The sequence below is a fragment of the Gimibacter soli genome, from assembly GCF_028463845.1.
GTDB classification, from domain to species: Bacteria; Pseudomonadota; Alphaproteobacteria; order Sphingomonadales; family Kordiimonadaceae; genus Gimibacter; species Gimibacter soli.
The window spans coordinates 3086078-3102507 of the sequence record NZ_CP116805.1 but is presented as its reverse complement, the minus strand read 5'-3'; the positions used below and the strand labels follow the sequence as shown (position 1 = coordinate 3102507).

Sequence of the window (16430 nt, the reverse complement as noted above, 5' to 3'; positions counted from 1 at the left end):
ATCTCCCGCAAAACCATGGAGCTTAGGAAATGAAACGCTCAATGAATTATCTGCTGCTTGGCGCAGCAGTGTCGGCCCTGATGCTGGCATCGCCCGCCACCGCACAGGAAACCTCAGCTGATGCACGCGGTGTTGTCACCGCACCCGACGGTTCGCCGCTCGCCGGCCAGACCGTAACCATCCGTGATACCCGCACCGGTACCACCCGTACGGTAACGACTTCATCCAACGGTGGCTGGTCGGCTCGTGGCCTGCGCGTTGGCGGCCCCTACATCATCGAAGTCAAGTCGGATGCCTACGCCAACGAGCGTATCGAAGGTATCACGCTGAACCTCGGCAAGACCTATGAAGCCAACTTCCAGCTGGACGAGATTGCCGGCGGCGTTGAAGAGATCATCGTCAGCGCATCGGCGCTGAAATCGGCGAACGTGGCCATGGGCCCGAGCGCGACCTTCAACCTGACCGACCTCGAGACCGCGCCGTCGATCAACCGCGACATCAAGGACGTGGTTCGTATGGACCCGCGCGTTTACATCGACGAGTCGAACAGCGACGCGATCCAGTGCGTTGGCGCCAACCCGCGCTTCAACAGCCTGACGGTTGACGGTGTTGGCCTCAACGATAACTTCGGCCTCAACTCGAACGGTTATCCGACCGAGTATGTGCCCTTCTCGTTCGACGCAATCCAGCAGGTTGCCGTTGAGATGGCCCCGTTCGATGTCGAGTACGGCTCGTTCACCGGCTGTAACATCAACGCCGTGACCAAGTCGGGCTCGAACGAGCTGCATGGCGGCGCCTTCTTCGATTATTCGAACGACGGCCTGCGCGCCTCGCGCCTTGAAGGCAACCCCAACTATCCGAACGGCGACTACACCTCGAAGCGCTACGGCGCGAACCTTGGTGGCCCGATCATCCAGGACAAGCTCTTCTTCTTCGCTTCCTACGAGAAGCTGGAAGGCGCTGACCTTTTCAACCGTCGCCCGGGTCTTGAAGGGCAGCCGGATCAGGCCACGTTCGACCGCATCGCCCAGATCGCGCAGGACGTTTACGGCTACACCGTTGGGGACATCGTCAACTCGCTGCCGACCGAAGACGAGAAAATCCTCGCCAAGATCGACTGGAACATCAACGACAACCACCGTCTTGCCCTCGTTTACAACTACAACGACGGCTACCACATTTCTGAATCCGATGGTGATGCCGACGAGTTCGAATTCTCGGATCACTATTACGAGCGTGGTGCCAAGCTGAAGTCCTACGTCGGTCACCTGTTCTCTGACTGGACGGACAATTTCTCGACCGAGATTCGCGCTTCTTACACCGACCTCGACAACCGCCAGATTTCGCGCGGCAACAACGAGATCGGGGAAGTCCAGATTTCGACCCCGGAAGGTGTCACCGTTTACCTCGGCACCGACGACAGCCGTCAGTCGAACGATCTGTATTACAAGATCTGGAACTACAAGGCCGCCGGTACCTACCGTCTTGAAGACCACAACATCACCGCCGGTTTCGAGCGCGCTGATCTTGAACTCTTCAACATGTTCGTCCAGCACACCGTTGGTGAATACCGCTTCACCAGCGTCGACAATTTCGAAGCCGGTCTCGCTGACCGCGTCTATTATGGTAACGCTGCTTCGCACAATCCGCTCGATGCCGCTGGCACCGTTGAATATGCGATCAACACCGTTTACCTGCAGGACGAGTTCTCGATCCCGGCTGCCGATCTGACGATCACCGCCGGTGTTCGTTACGACTGGTATGAAAACAGCGGCCTTCCGGCTGAGAACCCCAACTTCGTTGCGCGTAACGGCTTCTCGAACGCTACGAACTTCGATGGCCGTGGCGTCTTCATGCCGCGTCTGGGCTTCACCTGGGATGCGACCGATGCCCTCCGCGTTCATGGCGGCGTCGGCATCTTCTCGGGCGGTAACCCGAACGTCTGGATCGTGAACAACTACCAGAACGACGGTTTCACCCAGCTTCAGGTCAGCGCCCGCAACCTGAACATCCTTGAGGCCGAGCTTTCGGGCAGCGGTCGTCCGCTCGCCGATATCCCGCAGTCGCTTTATGACTCCGTGAGCTCGGGTTCGGCCAACACCGGTGTGAACGCCCTTGATCCCGACTTCAAGATCCCGACGCAGCTCAAGGTCGCTCTTGGCGCTACCTGGGACTTTGATGCCGGTCGCTTTGGCGAAGGCTACCGCCTGACGGCTGACTTCCTGTATTCGAAGATGCGCAACGCTGCCAATATCGTTGACAGCTCGCTCGTCCAGATCGGGACTGCGCCGGATGGTCGTCCGCTCTATGCCAGCACCAACAAGGCGAACCCGGTTTGCGTTGACAACCCGATCGCTTCGGGCTGCGCTCGCTTCGGTAACTCGGACTATATCCTGACCAACACTGATGGCGGCGAACAGAAGGTCTTCTCGGTATCGCTGTCGAAAGACATCGAAGACCTGGGCATCAGCTGGACCCTCGGCTATGCCTACACGGACGCGACCGACGTCAACCCGATGACGGCTTCGGTTGCCTTCTCGAACTTCTCGGGCGTTGCAGTTTCCGACGCCAACAACCCGACGGAAGCAACCACCAACTGGGCGATCAAGCACCGCCTGGTTGGCCGCTTCAACTGGGAACATGAGTTTTGGGACGACAACAAGACGACCCTCAGCCTGTTCGGTAGCCTGCAATCGGGCCGTCCTTACAGCTATACCTACAACGACATGGGTGGTTACTTCGATTTCACCTATAGCTCGTTCGGTGACACGGTTGACGACCGCCACCTGATCTATGTACCGACCGGCAAGAACGATCCGCTTGTCAACTTCACCGGTGCACTGGCTTCGGAAGCTGCTCAGGACGCCTTCTTCTCCTACCTCGAAGAAATGGGCCTGATGAAATATGCTGGCGAAATCGCACCGCGCAACGGCTTCAAGTCGGATTGGTGGGGCAAGGTAGACATGCGTCTCGCTCAGGAAATCCCGCTGCCGTTCGAAGGTCACAAGATCACGGCCTTCATGGTTATCGAGAACCTGACCAACCTCATCGACAGCGACTGGGGCGTTCAGAAGCATGCTGGCTACTTTGGCCACATCAACTTCCTCGATGCCACCATCGACCGTGCGACCAACACCTACAACTACAGCGGCTTCATCGACCGTGACCCGCAGACCCTGCAGGTAACGTCGTCGAAGTGGGAAGTCCGCTTCGGTGTGAACTACAAGTTCTAAGCCATCAGGCTGACTGAAAGCTGGCCCGGAATGCTTCGGCGTTCCGGGCCATTTCTTTTGGATGCGGCGTGATGCTTTTAAGAAGGCATGCGGCCTTTCAGTCTTCCGCGCGCAGGGCCAGATCTTTCGGCAGCTTGCGGCCCCCTTCGAAAAAGAGCCATGCCTTGACGAAGGCGAGCGACACGGCGATGGTCAGCGCTGCCCTGAGGCTTTCTTCGCCGGTGATTTCCCGGAGGGTGTCGCTGATGATGCCAACGACCACAGGTCCCAGGCCGAGCCCGATCAGGTTGAGGATGAAGAACAGGATTGCCGACATCAGCGCGCGCATGTGCGGCGATACCAGCCGGTGCGATACCGAGATGGCAGGCCCCAGATACATGGTCGAAAGGATCGCCGCGATACCGGTGCCGGCAACCATCAGCACGGCATTATCTGTCTGGTAGCCAAACATCGCAAAGGGGATGGCAAGCACACCCGAAAGGCCGGGAATCCAAAGATACCAGCGCGGGTCACGTGCCCCGTATTTATCGGCGAGCACACCCCCGAGATAGGTGCCGATCATGCCGGTGAGGCCGCCAGACAGCGACAGGATCATCCCGACTTCGGATGGGGTAAAGCCATGGTAGCGCACCATCAGCGAGGGCAGGAAGTTGCCGGTGCCATAGGACACGAAGGCCGACATGGCGCAGCCGAAGGCGAAATAGGGGAAGGACTTGAGCCGGGCAATCACCGCCAGCGTTTCCTTCAGGCTGGCCTGCTGTTGGGCCCCGGCCCCACGCAGCGGTTCCTTGATGCTGAAACGCAGGAGAAGGGCAATCGCGATGCCCGGCAGGCCAAGGATCAGGAAAGTTGCCCGCCAGCCGTAGGTCTCGCTGAGGAACCCGCCAAGCAGATAGCCAAGAAGCACCCCGAAATAGAGCCCCGCCGAATAGAAGGAGAGGGCAGAGGCCCTGCGTTTGGGCTCATAGAGGCTCGAGATCATCGAATGCGCGGGCGGGCTGCAGCCGGCTTCGCCAACGCCGACCCCGATCCGGGCCAGCAGCAACTGCACATAATTCTGGGCGAGGCCTGAAAGGGCCGTCATGCCGCTCCATACCGCAAGCGCTGTGGCGATGATGTTGCGGCGATTGGCGCGGTCGGCCAGCCGGGCGATGGGGATGCCGGCGGTGACATAGAAAAGCGCGAAGGAGAAGCCAGTCAGAAGGCCAAGCTCGGTGTCGCTGAGGCTGAGGTCGGCCTTGATGGCTTCCTGCATCACCACCAGAATCTGCCGGTCGATGAAATTCACTGCATAGATGAAGGTCAGCAGCAGCAGGATATAGGTGCGCATGCCGCCTGAAACACCGGCGAAGGTGCGCGCCGCGTTTTCATTGCCCGCTTCCCCGGCGGGTGGTGTGGTCGTCGGCTTCATGGCTCCCCCCCAATCTGTCCGAATTGGAGGGAAGCATTTAGGAAAGTCAGGACCGGGTCAAGCAGAACCGGACGCTCAGGGCTGGGCCGCAGCCTCGACCACACCCCAGACGCGCATCAGGTTGCCGCCAAGGATCTTGGTGATTGCCGCCTCGTCATAGCCGCGCGACAGGAGGCCATCGACAAGGACCGGATAGTCGGACACGTCCTTGAAGCCGATGGGCAGGCTGTCGCCCACTCCGTCGAAATCCGATCCGATGCCAACGGCGTCGATCCCGGCGATTTTCACGACATAGTCGATATGGTCGAGCACGTCATCGAGCGTCGCATAGGGGAAAGGGTGGGTCATGCGGTAGGAGACGCCGAAGGCATCCTCGCCGGTATCCGACTTTTCCTCGCCCGATGCCGCAAGATGGGCTTCATAGGCGGCGTCGCGTTCCTTGCCCCAGTTGTTGGCCGCTTCCGTGAGGAAGGACGAGCCCGCGTTGATCATGATCACGCCGCCCTTTTTGGCGAGCGCCTTGATCATGTCGTCTGCCATGTTGCGCTCGAACCCCGGCGTGAAATGACGGGCAGAGGAGTGCGAGGCGATGGGCGGCACATCGGTCAGCGCCATCACATCCCAGAAGGCTTCGTCAGATACGTGGCTGATATCGACCATGATGCCAAGTTCGTTCATCTTCCTCACGACTTCAGCACCATATTCCGAAAGGCCACCGTTCGGGCGGGCGGGATCATAGCTGCTGTCGGCGATTGTGTTGGCCTTGGCATGGGCGAGCGTGATGTAACGGATACCGCGATTGTAGAAATGGTCGAGAAGATCAAGCTCGGCAATCGGGGAGCCGTTCTCCATGCCAAGCGGCAAGGCGATGACACCGTCTTTCTGCGCGGCTTCCACGTCGGCGACCGACTTGGCCACGCGGAACTTGTCCGGATGCTCGGCGGCGATCTTTTCGACCATCGAGATCAGGTCGTTCGCCAGCACCGTGGCGTCCGGCGTGCCATCAAGCTTTGAAGGCGTGTAGATCGACATGAAGGGGGCATCGAGACCGCCTTCCTTGGCGCGGGGATAATCGAAATCGCCGCCTTCGGTGGCAGCCGATACGTCATCCCACTTTTCCTGCAGGCGGTAGGGCACGTCGATATGGGTATCAACGATCAGGGCTGATTGCGCGATGCGGACGGCATCCTCGCTCGGGCCTTCGGGCTTGGTCACCTTGTCTTCGCACGCGGCAAGGCTGACGCCGGCGAGCAGGGCCAAAAGTACGGTCTTTTTCATGTCTGTCCCCCTTGACTGGATCCGTGCCGCTTCACATCCCGGCCGGTTGGGGCAGAGACTAGCGAGCGGAACAGCCCGAGGGCAAGGGGCAATCCGCCCCTTTTTCCTCAGGCGCTGAAGGCAAGCGCGATCCGGTAGGTGAGGAACGCGGCAAGATAGGCGAGGCCAAACAGGTAACCGAGCATCACAAGCGGCCATTTCCAGCCGCCGGTTTCCCGTTTGGTGACAGCGATGGTCGACAGGCACTGCGGTGCAAAGACGTACCAGGCAAGGAAGGCAAGCGCGGTCGGCAGCGTCCAGCCGGAGGCCAGAAGGCCGACAAGGCTGTCTGCCACCATGTCTTCGTCCCCCGAAAGCGCGTAAACCGTGCCAAGGGCCGCCACAGCCACTTCGCGGGCAGCAAGACCGGGTACAAGCGCGACCGAGATTTCCCAGTTGAAGCCTAGCGGGGCGAAGACGGTGGCGAGGGCCTTGCCGATGATGCCAACATAGCTGTAGGCGATATCGGGTTCCGTGGCACCTTCAGGCGGCAGCGGGTATGAGCCCAGCACCCAAAGGATGATCATGGCCGTCAGGATGATCGTACCGGCGCGGCGCAGGAAGACCTTGGTCCGCTCCAGAAGGCCGACGAAAATATAGCGCAGGTGCGGCACCTGATATTTCGGCAGTTCCAGCAGGAACGGCTGGCGCTGGCCGTCTGACAGCAACCGCTTGAACACGAAGGCCGCCAGAAGCGCGAAAACGATACCCGAAAGATACAGGCCGAACATCACAAGGCCCTGCAGGCCGACCATACCGCCCCAAACGCTCTCGTTGGGGATGAAGGCGGCGATGACAAGCGTATAGACCGGCAGGCGAGCCGAACAGGTCATCAGCGGCGCAATCAGGATGGTCGTCAGCCGGTCCTTGGGGTCGGCGATGGTGCGGGCAGCCATGATGCCGGGAATGGCGCAGGCAAAGCTCGACAGAAGCGGAATGAAGGCCCGGCCATTGAGGCCCACGGATGACATCAGCCGGTCCATCAGATAGGCGGCGCGGACAAGATAGCCCGACGATTCCAGCGCCAGAATGAAGGTGAAGAGGATCAGGATCTGCGGCAGGAAGATCACCACACTGCCAACACCCGCCAGAATGCCGTCGTTGAGGAGGCTGAGGACCCAGCCGTCCGGCAAGGTATCAGCGAGCCATCCTTGCAGGCCCGCAACACCGCCGTCGATCATGTCCATCGGGGCTTCCGCCCACGAGAAGACGGCCTGGAACATTACAAACAGCAGCGAGAAAAGGATGATCGGACCCGCGACCGGATGCAGGAACAGGGCATCGAGCTGACGGGTGATCTTGTGGCCGCTGCCTTCCGCGAGGGTCACATCGCGCGCCATGGCGCGGGCGTCGCGCTGCAGTTGGCGCAAGGGCGGCAGGTCGGTCGGGGCATGCTCGGCTGCTGTGCCAAGCACGCCGATGGCGGCCTTGATCTCGGCGATCCCGGTTTTGCGCACGGCAACGGTTTCGATCACCGGCACGCCAAGGCGCTTCGCGAGGCCCTCGACATCGATCTCGATACCTTCGCGGCGGGCGAGGTCGGTCATATTCAGTGCCACGACCATTGGCAGGCCGGTGGCCTTCAGTTCAAGCGCGAAACGCAGGTGCTGGCCAAGGTTGGTGGCATCCAGCACGCAGACGATACCATCAGGCCGTGCCTCAAGGGTCGACCGCCCGAAAAGCGCGTCGCAGGTGACGGCTTCGTCGGGGCTTTTGGGCGTCAGGCTATAGGTGCCGGGCAGGTCGATCAGCTCGATATGCGAAGCGCCGGTCATGCGGCCGCTGTGACGCTCGACCGTGGCGCCGGGATAGTTGGCGACCTTCTGCCGAAGCCCGGTCAGCGTGTTGAAAAGGGCGGACTTGCCGCAGTTGGGGTTGCCGACAAGGGCGATCCGCAGCGTCTTCACGGTTTCGGGGGCATTCATTGAGATTTCACCACAATCAGGTTGGCTTCGGCGCGGCGCAGGGCAACGGTCATGGACCCGACGGCAACCACAATGGGATCGCGACCGAAGGGGCTCTGGTGCAGCACGGTCGCGTCCAGTTCTTCGGCGAAACCAAGTTCGCGCAGGCGTTCGGCATTTTCCGCAGCGTTCGGCGTGTCTGCCTCTTCGATTGCGACAATCCGGCCCCCTTGGCCGGGCGCCAGTGTGCCCAGTCGCATCGTTTCACCTGTCTGTTGCAGCATGGATAAGCCTTATATTGAGAACCGTTCTCAAGTCAGGCGATAGCACGCGCGCAATCCCGCTTCAAGGTGAAACGGGATTGTCCGACAGCACTTTCCGGAGAGTGGCGAGATTGTGATGGCACGACAGGACTTCGGGGCTCGCCGGGCCGAGGGCGGCTTCAAGGATCGGCAGGGCGCGCTTGAGGCTCTCTTCCGCCTTGGCATATTCGCCGGACCGGATGTAGGAAAGCCCCATATTGTTGATCGTGCGGCCGATATTGACGTCATCCGCCGGCAGTGTTGCCTCGAAAACCGGAAGGGCTTTGGCGTAATAGTGACGGGCGAGTTCGCTTTCACCGCGCCGGTCGGCAATGAGGCCCATATTGTTGAGCGTCACGCCGAACGTGGCGAACGGGCCTTCGGGTGAGGCTTTGAAAATGGCCAGCGCCTGTTTGTAAAAGTGGAAAGCAGTATCGGGGCTGTCGCGTTCCAGTTCCACATCGCCGAGGTTTGAAAGCGTCACCGCAACGGAAGGGTGTCCGCGTCCGCGTTCCATCCGCGCCAGCTCCAAGGCTTCCTGAAGTGTTTCTCTGGCCAGATCATATTGCCGCATCAGCAGAAGCCCCTTGGCCTCCTGCATCATGGCATCCCATTCGTCGCCGGCTGTTTGCGCCTGCGCGGGCAGGGCGGGCGCGGTGACCAGCAGGCAAAGGGCGAAAAACTTGCGGGCGCGCATCGGGGTCATGCCGCGCGGGTCGGCAGGGATTGCACCGATTTCCGCTTGCTGAAAGCTTCGAAAAAGTCGGCAAGCGCGGTGCGGCCCGAGCGCCAGTCGAGATGATCGAACCGGAAATCGAGATAATCGAGCGCGGCGTAGGCAGAAATTTCGGCGACTGTGATGCCGCTTTCATAAAGGGCTTCGCGCTGCAGGGCATCCAGCGCCGCAACGATCTTGCCCGTTTGGGCGTCCACCCATTGCTGCCATTGCAGCGGGGCCGGCCGCAGCGCTGTTTCGTAGCGCGCCGCAACGGCGGCATCCAGAAGCCCGTCCGACAGTGCTTGCAGGCGCAGCGCCCGCCAGTGGGCATTGCCGCCGGTCGGGATCAGCGTGCCTTTGCCGACGGTGTTCAGATATTCAAGGATTACCCGGCTGTCATAAAGGACGGTGCCATCGTCGATTTGCAGCGCCGGAATCTTGCCGAGTGGATTGATGGCAATGATCACCGGGTCCTGCTTGGTGGGCAGGGTGTTGACAGTGACGAGTTGCAGCTTGTCGGCAAGACCCAGTTCAATGGCGGCGATCAGGACTTTGCGGACGTAAGGCGAGGTAGGCGATACAAAAAGCTTCATCAGAACAATCCTCCGGGACGAACGGAGATTAAGTATCTGATCCGGAACGCGCAAGTGACGAACGTGTGACGGGCGTCATGGCCCGCTCGCGTATAGCCCGAAAACGGCACCCACAAAGCCGCCCGCCACCGCGGTCGAAAGGATCGTGCCGTCAGCATCTTTCACGAGAACTTGCCAGGGCGCGTCCGGCCCTTCGGCATACAGGAAGCTGTAGCGGCCGCCGTCTGCCTCTATCTTCAGGCGGACGGGCGCGTCTGCATCACCCTTGAGCGGGGCACTCGCTAGCGCGGTACCGTCCGGTGCATGTGCTTCGCCGGTGCGGCGACGCAGCTCAACGATCCTGTTGCCGGTGTCATCCAGCGTTACAGCAAGCGCATAGAAAAAGGCGTCATTCTGGAATGCCGCGATCCCTGCACTCTGGTTGATGCCCGGCTCGAAAGTGACGGCGGTGGAGGCGCTCGCGGTCATATGTTGCTGGCGCCGTGCGACGAAAGACGGGTTCCGGCCGCTGCCCAGCGGCAGCATTTGGGGCGTCAGGACAAGCGAACCGGCCTCAAGCTTCGCCCAGTTTTCGTGGCCTTCGCGCAGCGATATCCAGTGGCCATCAAGTGTGGCGCCATCAAATTCCTCGCGGTAGCTGAAGTTGCCATTGGTCGGCAGGCTTGGCGGCGCGGCTTTCGGCAGGCTCGGGCGTTCATCCAGATAAGGCACCTTGGCATCACGCTTCAGGATGATCGGCCAGCCATCCGGCGTCCAGCGTACGGGCAGAAGGTAGGTCTCCCGCCCTGTATTGTAATGGTCCTCGGTGTCATAGGGGCGCACACCAAGGAAAGTGGCCCACCAGTTACCGGCATCATCCTGCACATAATCGGCGTGCCCGACCGAGGTAACCGGGAAGGGCCGGTTTTCGCTGAGGTCGCGCTGGGTGAGGATCGGATTCCCCTCATATGGCGTGTAAGGCCCCGCGACGGTGCGGGAGCGGAGGATCACCTGCGAGTGCCCGCGTGCGGTGCCGCCTTCTGCTGCACTCAGATAATACCAGCCGTCACGTTTATAGATGTGCGGGCCTTCGATCCATATCGGCTTTTCTTCGGGCCGAACGCCGCCATCGATGATGACATGGGCGTCCGAAATCGGCTGGAAGGTCTTGGGATCAATCTCGCGCAGCCAGATGGCGCGGTGGCCTTCATAGCGGGGCTCGCCTTCGGGGGCATCATTGTTCATCAGCCACACCCGGCCATCGTCATCAAAAAACAGCGAGGGGTCGATGCCGCCCACATCGGGCAGCCAGACGGGGTCGGACCACGGCCCCGCCGGATCCTTCGCCGTGACGATGAAATTGCCGCGGCAATCGACGCAGGTGTTGGCGATATAATAGGTGCCGTCGCGGTAGGAAATGGTCGGCGCGAACACCCCGCGTGACAGGCCAAGGCCTGAAAAATCAAGCATGCCAGGCCGGTCGATGGCGTGGCCGATCAGCGACCAGCTGACAAGATCGGTGCTGCGATAGACGGGTAAGCCCGGAAACCAGCCGAAGGTGGATGTCACCAGATAATAGGCGCCGTCACCGCCGCGCACGATGCCGGGGTCGGGGTGGAAGCCCGAAAGGATCGGGTTCAGATACTGGCTTTCGGTAGGCTTCACGAAACGATAGATCGTGTCGTTGCCCTGATAATCGAACCAGTCGAACCGGGCGTCACCGGCGCTTGCGGCACTCGTGGCCATCATGAGGGCAGCGCCCAGAAGTCCCTTGAAGATCATCCCTTTTCCTCCGTTGCTGCTGAAAATGGCAGCGCTACCATTTTTCGGCAACAGGAAAGGGTATATGGCGTTCAGGAAAGTCTCAGGCTTGCACAGTCGGCGGGGCGCCGGGGCCTTTGCGCGAGGGCGGCGTGGTGCGGTGGGCGATGCGGCGCAGGAAGGCCGGCAGGTGCGGAACAATCGCCCCGATGCGGCGGCTGGCTTCCGGGTGACGACCGCGCCAGCGCCGGAACGCGCGCAGCATCAGGGGATGCAGGGCGAGCACAGCAAGGCCGATCACCATCAGCGGGATGCCAAGCGGAATGGGCAATGGAAACAGGATCGCCCCGATCACGAAGATCAGGGCCCCAAGCGGCAGGGCCATCCAGCGTTTGATCGACTTCATCGCGTCGGTCCGTTCCAAATCAGGCGGCGCCGGGGCGACCGCTCTATCTTGTGATCGTCACATCTAAAGATGAATTTTGACTTTATGGTGTCAAATACGTTCAAATTGAACGATCACACCTGACCGGAGAGTTTCCCCATGGCCGAATTCTTTGACGAGATCAGCGACAAGCTCGCCGATTTCATCGCCGACCAGCCCATGTTCTTCACCGCCACGGCCTGCGCCACAGGGCGGATCAACCTCAGCCCCAAGGGGATGGACACCTTCCGGGTGCTTGGCCCCAAGCTCTGCGGCTATCTCGATCTCACCGGCAGCGGTAACGAAACGGCGGCCCACCTGAAGCATGACGGGCGGCTGACCTTCATGTTCAACAGCTTCACCCGCAACCCCATGATCCTGCGCCTGTATGGCCGGGGCCGGGTGGTGCGCCCGCATCATACGGAATTCGCAGCCCTCGCCGCGCAGTTCCCGGCGGATATGGCGGGTGCGCGCCAGATTGTGCTGATGGATGTGGAAAGCGTGCAAACAAGCTGCGGTTATGCGGTGCCGGAGATGGAGCTGAAAACTGTACGCCCGACGCTTGTCAAATGGGCCGAAACGAAGGGCGCTGAAACCGTGACTGAATATCAGGCCCGCAAGAATGTAACCTCGATCGACGGCTTCCCGACCGGGCTGATGGACTGACAGATATGCCTGCCCAGACTGAAGAACCGATTGCCCCCGATGAACTCTTGCCGCTGCGCACGGGCCTGGACCCCATGGAAGCGCAGGTGATGAAAAGCGTGCTGGCATCCGAAGGGATCGACTGTTTCCTGTCGAACGAGAATATGGGCACGCTTGGCTATGGTGTCCGGATCGACCTTCTGGTGAAGGCGGTGGACAAGGTGCGGGCCGAGCTGGCGCTGCGGAAAGTCGCCGTCCTGCCGCGCCGGGTGCATGCGTTGCCGCCTTCGGTGGACGAAGACGATATCGCCTGCCCGCAGTGCGGCTCCACCCGCGTTGGCATCCATACCGGCCCGGTGCCGACGCTGATACCGGGGCTGAAGACGAAGCAGAAGCCGGGCGAACGCTGGCGGCACTGCATCGAATGCGGCACCTATTATCCCGAAGGCGCCCGCCGCCATTTCGATTCCTTCTTTCTCGCCATCATGTGGGGTGCCACGCTCGCCGGCGCCACGCTTGGCCTCATGTGGCTGATCAGGTGGCTCAGGTGGCTTTGAAGCCGCTCCATTCCGTCAAGACGGTTATCCGCACGGGCCGGTTCGATGAGGCGCGCGCCTTTTATGCCGATATCCTTGGCCTGAAGGTGGCGGAGGAATGGGACGAGGCCACCGACAAGGGCTGTATTTTTGCGCTTGAAGGACCGGGCGGTTTTATCGAGCTTGCCGCGACCTCGCAGGATGCCGAGAAGCGCCATCTTCACGCCGAGCGGGCGACCGGCAAGGTCGAACTGCAGATCAGGACGGAAGACCTGCAGGCATGGGCTGCGCATTTCGCCCGCCTTGGGGTGCCCTGCACCGGCCCTGTAGCGCGCCCGTGGGGCAACAGCTACCTGTGGGTGGAAGACCCCGACGGCGTGCGTGTCACCCTCTTTGAAGGCGGGCTGTAGATTGACGCGGCACCGCGCATGCTCGATTTCGGTGATCTTGTAACGCTACTCGCCCTATTGGTGGCTGGGGCTGCAGGCATTTCAGCCGGCCCTACGCCACACTAACACGGGCGCGCTTGTACACGCTTCGATCTCTCCTATCTATCATAGGTAGAGATAATTTTCCGGAGCGGGGAAATGTTGGATTTCAGCGATTGGATTGCTGTCTTAGCCCTTCTGGTCTCAACTCTAAGCGCATATTGGGCTGTGTCGGTGAAGAGACTTGATCTGAGGGTCGAAGTGAGAAAATGCCGAGCCGAGCTCGGTGCCAAGGTGATTTCGTGCCGTTCGGTAGCTGAAAGCAACAGGCTAATGCTGAACGACCTTTTCGCCATAAATGGCATGTTTGGGTCTTCCAATATGCAAGCCGAACTTGAGAAGCTTGAAGCAAAGCTTCGACGCATTGACACGTTTCAACGAGATGCTCATGGAGCAAAGCAGCTGATCAACTGGCGTGCTAAATTCAATCTGGAAAAAGAACTGAGCGAAATCCACGATGATTTGGCCGAGATTGGACAGCTCCTCGATGAGTTGAGCCGACAGGGGGCTAGCCTAGCGGCGGAGTTGACAGAGACTAGGTCTCGAATGCAGGCAAAGCCACTCTAACGCCTCGGCTTCGCCCTCGCGGTCGGCTCGGCATCCAGCGGATTGTCTGGCCAGTAATGCTTGGGGTAGCGGCCTTTCATATCGGCCTTCACATGCGCATAGGCGCCGTTCCAGAAACTGACAAGATCCTGCGTCACCGCGAGCGGCCGATGGGCGGGAGACAGCAGATGCAACAGCACGGGCACGCGGCCGTCCATGATGGTGGGCGTTTCGGTGGCGCCGAACATTTCCTGAAGGCGGCAAGCAAGGACGGGCACGTCGCCCGCGTCATAATCGAGCGGGTGGCGGTTGCCGGTCGGCACTGTCAGATGCGTCGGCACCAGCCGGTCGAGCGCCTGGGCCGCGTTCCAGTCGATCAGCCCTTTGAGTGCTGATGAAAGATCAATACCGGCAAGGTGCGCCTTGCGGCTGACGCCGGTCAGGTAAGGCGCGAGCCAGTCTTCAAGGCTGGCAAGCAGGGCTTCGTCCGAAAGGTCGGGCCAGTCGTCGGGCGCGTGCTTCGCGGCGAAGCGCACACGGGCGCGCCATGCGGCCAGTTCCTTCGTCCAGGGCAGGGCATTCAGCCCCATCGCCCGGATGCCTTCGACCATCGCCGCCACTTTGGCGTCGGGGGAGGCATCCTTCAGCGGCTTTTCCTCAAGTTCCAGCGACCACAGCCGCTTCACACGCCGCGCGACAACCGTTTCGGTGCGGCCATCCCAATGGACTTCTTCAGCGCTCGTGACGGCATCCGCAAAATCAGCCTCGATATCGGCAAGATTGATGGGTGCGGCCAGAAAGATGCGGGCATTCTGCTTGTCGCCGTCCAGATGCGCGACGGCGAGGAAATCTTCGCGGGCGAGGGCATCGGTGGCGGGCAGCAAGGCGCCCCGGCCGTTCGACAGGCGGAAATCACCCTGTTTGCCGCGCTTCATGGCAAGGCGGTCGGGGTAAGCGAGCGCCAGCACGCGGCCAGCCTCCGATGGGTCTGCGATGGTATTCACGCCGTCCCCCAGTTGCCGCCGCCAGTCACGGGCGGACTGTTTTGCCCGCTCGAACGCACCGCGATCAAGGCTGAGGCCGGCGGGGATGCGTTCCTTGCCGGACAAAAGCTCCAGCCGCAGCCGCAGGTCGGCGTCGCGGGCGTCCGGCGGGCCTTTCAGGAAATCGCGTTCCGACAGGATCGCCGCGATATCGGCGGCAAGGGCACCGAGGCCATCATGCCCGGCACGCGCCATCATATGGGCGAGGCGCGGATGGGTGCCAAGCGCGGCCATCTGCCGCCCATGGACTGTGGCGCGGCCATCCGCGTCCACCGCGCCCAGCCGCATCAGCAGGTCGCGCGCTTGCGCCAGCGGGGCGGCAGGAGGCGGATCAAGGAGGGCGAGGCCTGTGCCTTCCGGGTCACCCCAGACGGCAAGCTCCAGCGCGAGGCCGGCAAGGTCGGCCTCCATGATTTCAGGCGGTGTGTGGGGGCTGAGGGCGCGGTTCGCCGCTTCGCTCCAAAGCCGCCAGCAGGTGCCGGGGGCGGTTCGACCGGCCCGTCCTGCGCGCTGGGCGGCGGCGGCGGCAGAAACGCGCACGGTTTTCAGGGCCGTCATGCCGCTTGCCGGGTCAAACGCCGGGCTCCGCCGGTAGCCGCTGTCTATCACGATGGTGACGCCGTCAATCGTCAGGCTGGTTTCGGCAATCGCTGTGGCGAGCACGATCTTGCGGCGGCCCTGTGCGTCCGGCCGCACCGCACGGGTCTGGTCCTCAAGTTTCAGGTCGCCGTATAGCGGCAGGATGATGCAATCGCCCGCGAAACCCGCTTCCGCGATCAGCCGTTCGGTACGGCGGATTTCGGCTTGGCCGGGCAGGAAAACGAGGGCGTCGCCCGGCTGTTCCTTCAAGGCCTGCCGAAGGGCAGAGACAATGCCCGTTTCCATCCATTGGCCTGCGGGCTGGTCCAGATATTTCAGTGCGACCGGGAAGCTGCGGCCTTCGCTCGTCAGCCGCTTGGCCCCCGGTAGCAGGCCCATCACCCGCTCGCCGTCGAGGGTTGCTGACATCACGACAAGCTTCAGGTCGTCGCGCAGGCCCTGCTGTGCCTCGATGGCAAAGGCAAGGGCGAGGTCGCTATCGAGGCTGCGTTCGTGGAACTCGTCGAAAAGGACAGTGGCCACCCCTTCAAGCGAAGGGTCGGCCTGTATCTGGCGCAGGAACAAACCGGTGGTGACGACCTCGACAATCGTCTCCTTGCCGATCTTTCTGTCCTGCCGCACGCGGTAGCCCACGCGCCCGCCCACGGGCTCGCCAAGGGTTGCGGCCATGCGCTCGGCGGCGGTGCGGGCGGCGATCCGGCGGGGCTCCAGAAGGATGATCTTGCCTGCTTTGCCGAGCGTGTCCATCAGCGCCAGCGGCACCCGCGTTGTCTTGCCCGCGCCCGGTGGGGCCTCGAGCACAAGCGACGGCGCTGCCGCGAGCGAGGCGGCAATCTCCGGCAGCAGGGGATCGATGGGCAGCGTGTCTTTCATGCTCTGGCTCATACCGGCTTGGCGGCGCCAAGTCCATGTGTCTAAATACCGGCGGGA

At 61.6% G+C, this 16430-nt stretch carries 14 protein-coding genes; 5 read left to right on the top strand and 9 right to left on the bottom strand.

Annotation, left to right across the window (positions count from 1 at the left end; translation table 11 throughout):
- The first annotated feature begins 29 nt into the window (after positions 1 to 29).
- Positions 30 to 3233 (top strand): TonB-dependent receptor, encoded by a 3204-nt coding sequence (locus PH603_RS14305; RefSeq protein ID WP_289503248.1) that lies wholly within the window; start codon positions 30 to 32, stop codon positions 3231 to 3233.
- Positions 3234 to 3330: 97 nt separating this feature from the next.
- Here PH603_RS14305 and PH603_RS14300 read toward each other — a convergent pair whose 3' ends face one another.
- The 8 genes from PH603_RS14300 to PH603_RS14265 form a co-directional block, all read right to left on the bottom strand.
- A complete protein-coding gene (locus PH603_RS14300; protein WP_289503246.1) occupies positions 3331 to 4644 on the bottom strand; it encodes a spinster family MFS transporter in 1314 nt (437 codons plus the stop codon).
- A 75-nt stretch (positions 4645 to 4719) separates the two neighbouring features.
- Positions 4720 to 5922, bottom strand: coding sequence for a dipeptidase (locus tag PH603_RS14295; RefSeq protein WP_289503245.1), 1203 nt, complete (start codon positions 5920 to 5922; stop codon positions 4720 to 4722).
- Positions 5923 to 6029: 107 nt separating this feature from the next.
- A complete protein-coding gene (feoB, locus tag PH603_RS14290) occupies positions 6030 to 7886 on the bottom strand; it encodes a ferrous iron transporter B (RefSeq protein ID WP_289503243.1) in 1857 nt (618 codons plus the stop codon).
- A complete protein-coding gene (locus PH603_RS14285; protein ID WP_289503240.1) occupies positions 7883 to 8149 on the bottom strand; it encodes a FeoA family protein in 267 nt (88 codons plus the stop codon). The genes feoB and PH603_RS14285 overlap by 4 nt, the downstream gene beginning before the upstream one ends.
- 61 nt (positions 8150 to 8210) lie before the next feature.
- Complete coding sequence (locus PH603_RS14280; RefSeq protein ID WP_289503239.1) at positions 8211 to 8873, bottom strand: tetratricopeptide repeat protein; 663 nt, start codon at positions 8871 to 8873, stop codon at positions 8211 to 8213.
- Positions 8870 to 9478 (bottom strand): glutathione S-transferase, encoded by a 609-nt coding sequence (locus PH603_RS14275; RefSeq protein ID WP_289503237.1) that lies wholly within the window; start codon positions 9476 to 9478, stop codon positions 8870 to 8872. Before PH603_RS14275 ends, PH603_RS14280 begins: the two co-directional genes overlap by 4 nt.
- Positions 9479 to 9553: 75 nt before the next feature.
- On the bottom strand, positions 9554 to 11239 hold the full coding sequence (locus PH603_RS14270; protein ID WP_289503235.1) for a glycoside hydrolase family 43 protein: 1686 nt from the start codon (positions 11237 to 11239) through the stop codon (positions 9554 to 9556).
- A gap of 82 nt (positions 11240 to 11321) precedes the next feature.
- Positions 11322 to 11624 (bottom strand): hypothetical protein, encoded by a 303-nt coding sequence (locus tag PH603_RS14265; RefSeq protein ID WP_289503233.1) that lies wholly within the window; start codon positions 11622 to 11624, stop codon positions 11322 to 11324.
- A gap of 138 nt (positions 11625 to 11762) precedes the next feature.
- On the opposite strand from PH603_RS14265, the gene PH603_RS14260 reads away from it, so the two are divergent.
- The 4 genes from PH603_RS14260 (at position 11763) to PH603_RS14245 (ending at position 13878) form a co-directional block, all read left to right on the top strand.
- The gene (locus PH603_RS14260; protein WP_289503232.1) at positions 11763 to 12308 is read left to right on the top strand and encodes a pyridoxamine 5'-phosphate oxidase family protein; all 546 of its coding nucleotides are present in this window, start codon (positions 11763 to 11765) and stop codon (positions 12306 to 12308) included.
- A gap of 5 nt (positions 12309 to 12313) precedes the next feature.
- Entirely contained in the window at positions 12314 to 12844 is a 531-nt protein-coding gene (locus PH603_RS14255; protein ID WP_289503230.1) for a putative signal transducing protein, read from the top strand.
- Positions 12835 to 13233, top strand: coding sequence for a VOC family protein (locus tag PH603_RS14250; RefSeq protein WP_289503228.1), 399 nt, complete (start codon positions 12835 to 12837; stop codon positions 13231 to 13233). The genes PH603_RS14255 and PH603_RS14250 overlap by 10 nt, the downstream gene beginning before the upstream one ends.
- 177 nt (positions 13234 to 13410) lie before the next feature.
- Positions 13411 to 13878 (top strand): hypothetical protein, encoded by a 468-nt coding sequence (locus PH603_RS14245; RefSeq protein ID WP_289503226.1) that lies wholly within the window; start codon positions 13411 to 13413, stop codon positions 13876 to 13878.
- On the opposite strand, the gene hrpB is transcribed toward PH603_RS14245, so the two are convergent.
- On the bottom strand, positions 13875 to 16373 hold the full coding sequence (gene hrpB, locus PH603_RS14240) for an ATP-dependent helicase HrpB (RefSeq protein WP_289503225.1): 2499 nt from the start codon (positions 16371 to 16373) through the stop codon (positions 13875 to 13877). The genes PH603_RS14245 and hrpB overlap by 4 nt on opposite strands.
- Positions 16374 to 16430 lie beyond the last annotated feature (57 nt).